The sequence below is a fragment of the Deinococcus rhizophilus genome, assembly GCF_030271215.1.
GTDB classification, from domain to species: domain Bacteria; phylum Deinococcota; class Deinococci; order Deinococcales; family Deinococcaceae; genus Deinococcus; species Deinococcus rhizophilus.
Genome location: NZ_JASNGB010000257.1, coordinates 1 through 3050, shown reverse-complemented (window position 1 = coordinate 3050; position 3050 = coordinate 1). Strand labels below are relative to the sequence as shown.

The window sequence follows — 3050 nt, the reverse complement described above, 5'->3', positions numbered from 1 at the left end:
CGGCGTGCGGGCGCTGCTGTACCGGGCGCACGACCTCGAACGCCTCTCGGCCCGCGTCGCCACCCGCCGGGCGACCCCCCGCGAGGTGGCGTCGCTGGCCCGCACGCTGGAACTGCTGCCCGAGGCGACCCGGCTGCTGAACGAGCAGGACGGCCTCTTGGGAAGTTTGCAGGCCCGGCTGGGCGGCCTCCCCGATGTGGTCACCCTCATCCGCGCCGCGCTGGTGGACGACCCGCCCATCCGCGCGGGCGAGGGCGGCCTGATCCGCGACGGCTTCCACGCCGAACTTGACGGGCTGCGCTCCGAGGCGCTGGGGCACCGGGCTTGGCTCGCCGAGCTGGAGACGGCCGAGCGCATCCGCACCGGGATCGGGAGCCTGAAGGTGGGCTTCAACAACGTCTTCGGGTATTACCTGGAGGTCAGCAGCGCGAACCTGGGCAAGGTGCCCGCCGACTACCGCCAGATCGCCACCCTGAAGGACCGCGCCCGTTTCACCCGCCCGGATCTGCGCGAGCGCGAGCGCGAGATCGCCCGGCTGGAGGCGGCGGCGGGGCGGCTGGAGCTGGAGGTGTTCACCGAGTTGCGCGACGGCCTCGCTGGCCACGCCGAGGCGCTGGCGGAGGCGGCGGGGGCGCTGGCCGACCTCGACGTGCTCGCGGCCCTGGCCGAGATCGCAGTGGAATGCGGNGCGCGCGCGCGAGATCGCCCGGCTGGAGGCGGCGGCGGGGCGGCTGGAGCTGGAGGTGTTCACCGAGTTGCGCGACGGCCTCGCTGGCCACGCCGAGGCGCTGGCGGAGGCGGCGGGGGCGCTGGCCGACCTCGACGTGCTCGCGGCCCTGGCCGAGATCGCAGTGGAATGCGGCTGGGTGCGGCCCCGGACCTCCGGGGGGGCGGCGCGGCTCTCTCAGGCGCGGCACCCGGTCGTCGAGCGGGCGACGGGCGGACGCTTTGTGCCCAACGACGCCGACCTCGGCCCCAGCCGCCACACCCTGCTGCTGACCGGGCCGAACATGGCGGGCAAGAGCACCTACCTCCGCACGGTGGCCCTCTGTGCGCTGCTGCATCAGGTCGGCTCCTTCGTGCCCGCCGACCATGCCGAGCTGCCCGTCTACGACGCCATCCACACCCGCATCGGGGCCAGCGACGACCTCGCGGGGGGCCGCAGCACCTTTATGGTGGAGATGAGCGAACTCGCGACCATCCTGCACGGCGCCACCCACCGCAGCCTGGTGATTCTCGACGAGGTGGGGCGCGGCACCTCCACGCTGGACGGCCTCGCCATCGCGCAGGCGGCGCTGGAGCACCTGCACGCCACGGGCGCGCACACCTTATTTGCCACCCACTACTTCGAGCTGACCCGGCTGGAGGCCGACCTGCCGGGGCTGGTCAACCTGCACGTCGCCGCCGAGGAGGACGAGGCCAGTGGCCTGACCTTCTACCATCAGGTCATTCCCGGCGCGGCCCGGCAAAGTTACGGGGTGGAGGTCGCGCGGCTGGCCGGGCTGCCCGCGCCCGTCACCAGCCGCGCCGCCCGGCTGCTGACCGCCCTGAACAGCGGCGGGGACGACCGCAAGCTGACCCGTGAACTCGCCGCCCTCGACCTGGGCCGCCTGACGCCGATGGCAGCTCTGGAACTGCTGCACCGCTGGCAGGGCGAGCTGCGCGGTGGGGCGGAGGAGTAAGGCCATGACCATCCAGGTGCTGCCCCCCCACGTCGCCCGGCTGATCGCCGCCGGGGAGGTCGTCTCCCGGCCCCTCGACGTGGTGCGCGAACTCGTGGACAACGCGCTGGACGCGGGCGCGAGCCGGATCGAACTGGAGGTGGAGGGCGGTGGCCTGGGGCTGATCCGCGTGCGGGACAACGGCGGCGGCATCCCCGCCGAGTCGGTCGCGCTGGCCCCCGCCCGGCACGCGACGAGCAAGCTGGAGCCCACTGTGGGCGCGGTGGAGCGGGTCACCACCCTGGGCTTCCGGGGCGAGGCGCTGTGGGCAGCGGCGCAGGCGGGCAACCTCCACCTCGTGACCCGCCCGACGGCGCAGGTGGGCGCGGCGGAGGTCACCGCGTCGGGCGACGACGTGACCGTGCGCCGCACCTCCGCCCCGGCGGGGACGGCGGTGACGGTGCGGAACCTCTTTGCCCGCCTGCCCGCCCGCCTGCGGACCCAGGCCCCCGCCCCGGCCGAGGTGCGCGACATCACCGCGCTCTTGGGGCGCTACGTGCTGCACCATCCGGGCCTGCACTGGCGCCTGACCGTGGACGGCGAGGCCCGGCTGACCCACGCGCCCGCCGACCACCGGGGCGCGGTGGCGAGCGTGTACGGGCCTCTGAGCGCGAACCGCGTGCTGGCGGTGGAGGCCGACGGGGTGCGCGGCGTTGTCTCCCGTCCCGAACTCACCCGTGCGCGGCGCGACCGGATGCACTTCAGCGTGAACGGGCGGCCCGTGCTGGCCCCGCCGGAACTGGAGCGGGCCGTGATCGAGGGCTTCGCAGAGCTGCTGCCGTCCGGGGTGGCCCCGCTGTGCGTGCTGGACCTGACGGTGGCGCCCGAGGACCACAATCCCAACGTCCACCCGGCCAAGCAGGTCGTGGCCCTGGCCGACCTCCCCGGCGTGGCGGCGCGGGTGCGGGCGGCGGTGACGGCGGCGCTGGCGGCGCATCCGCTGGTGCGGGCGGCCCCGGCGCCCCTCGCCCCGCCCGAGCCGTCCGCCGTCCCCGCTGCGGGTGGCAATTTTCCCAGGCTGACCCTCCTCGGCGTCTATCAGGAGCTGTACCTGCTCGCGCAGGGCGAGGGCGACCTGTGGGTCGTGGACGCGCACGCGGCACACGAACGCTCCCTCTACGAGCACTTCACCCGGGCGCTGGGGGCGCAGCCGCCCGTGGAACTGCCCGAGCCCGAACTGCTGCACCTCACCCCCGAACAGGTCGCCCGGCTGCACGAACGCGGCGCCGAGTTGCGCGGCTGGGGCTTGACGCTGGAGGACTTCGGCGCGGGGCTGGCGCGGCTGCGGACGCTGCCCGCCGTCCTCGCGGCGCTGCCCGTGCCCCGGTT

The 3050-nt window shown here is 74.9% G+C and carries 1 protein-coding gene and 2 pseudogenes; all 3 read left to right on the top strand.

All coding sequences use genetic code 11. From position 1 onward, the window contains the following. Positions 1-686: pseudogene (locus tag QOL99_RS16195) on the top strand (DNA mismatch repair protein MutS); the annotation flags it as partial. A 3-nt stretch (positions 687-689) separates the two neighbouring features. Then, positions 690-1682: pseudogene (locus QOL99_RS16190) on the top strand (MutS-related protein); the annotation flags it as partial. Positions 1683-1686: 4 nt separating this feature from the next. Then, positions 1687-3050: DNA mismatch repair endonuclease MutL (mutL, locus tag QOL99_RS16185; protein ID WP_285525329.1), on the top strand; the 1364-nt coding region annotated here is incomplete at its 3' end.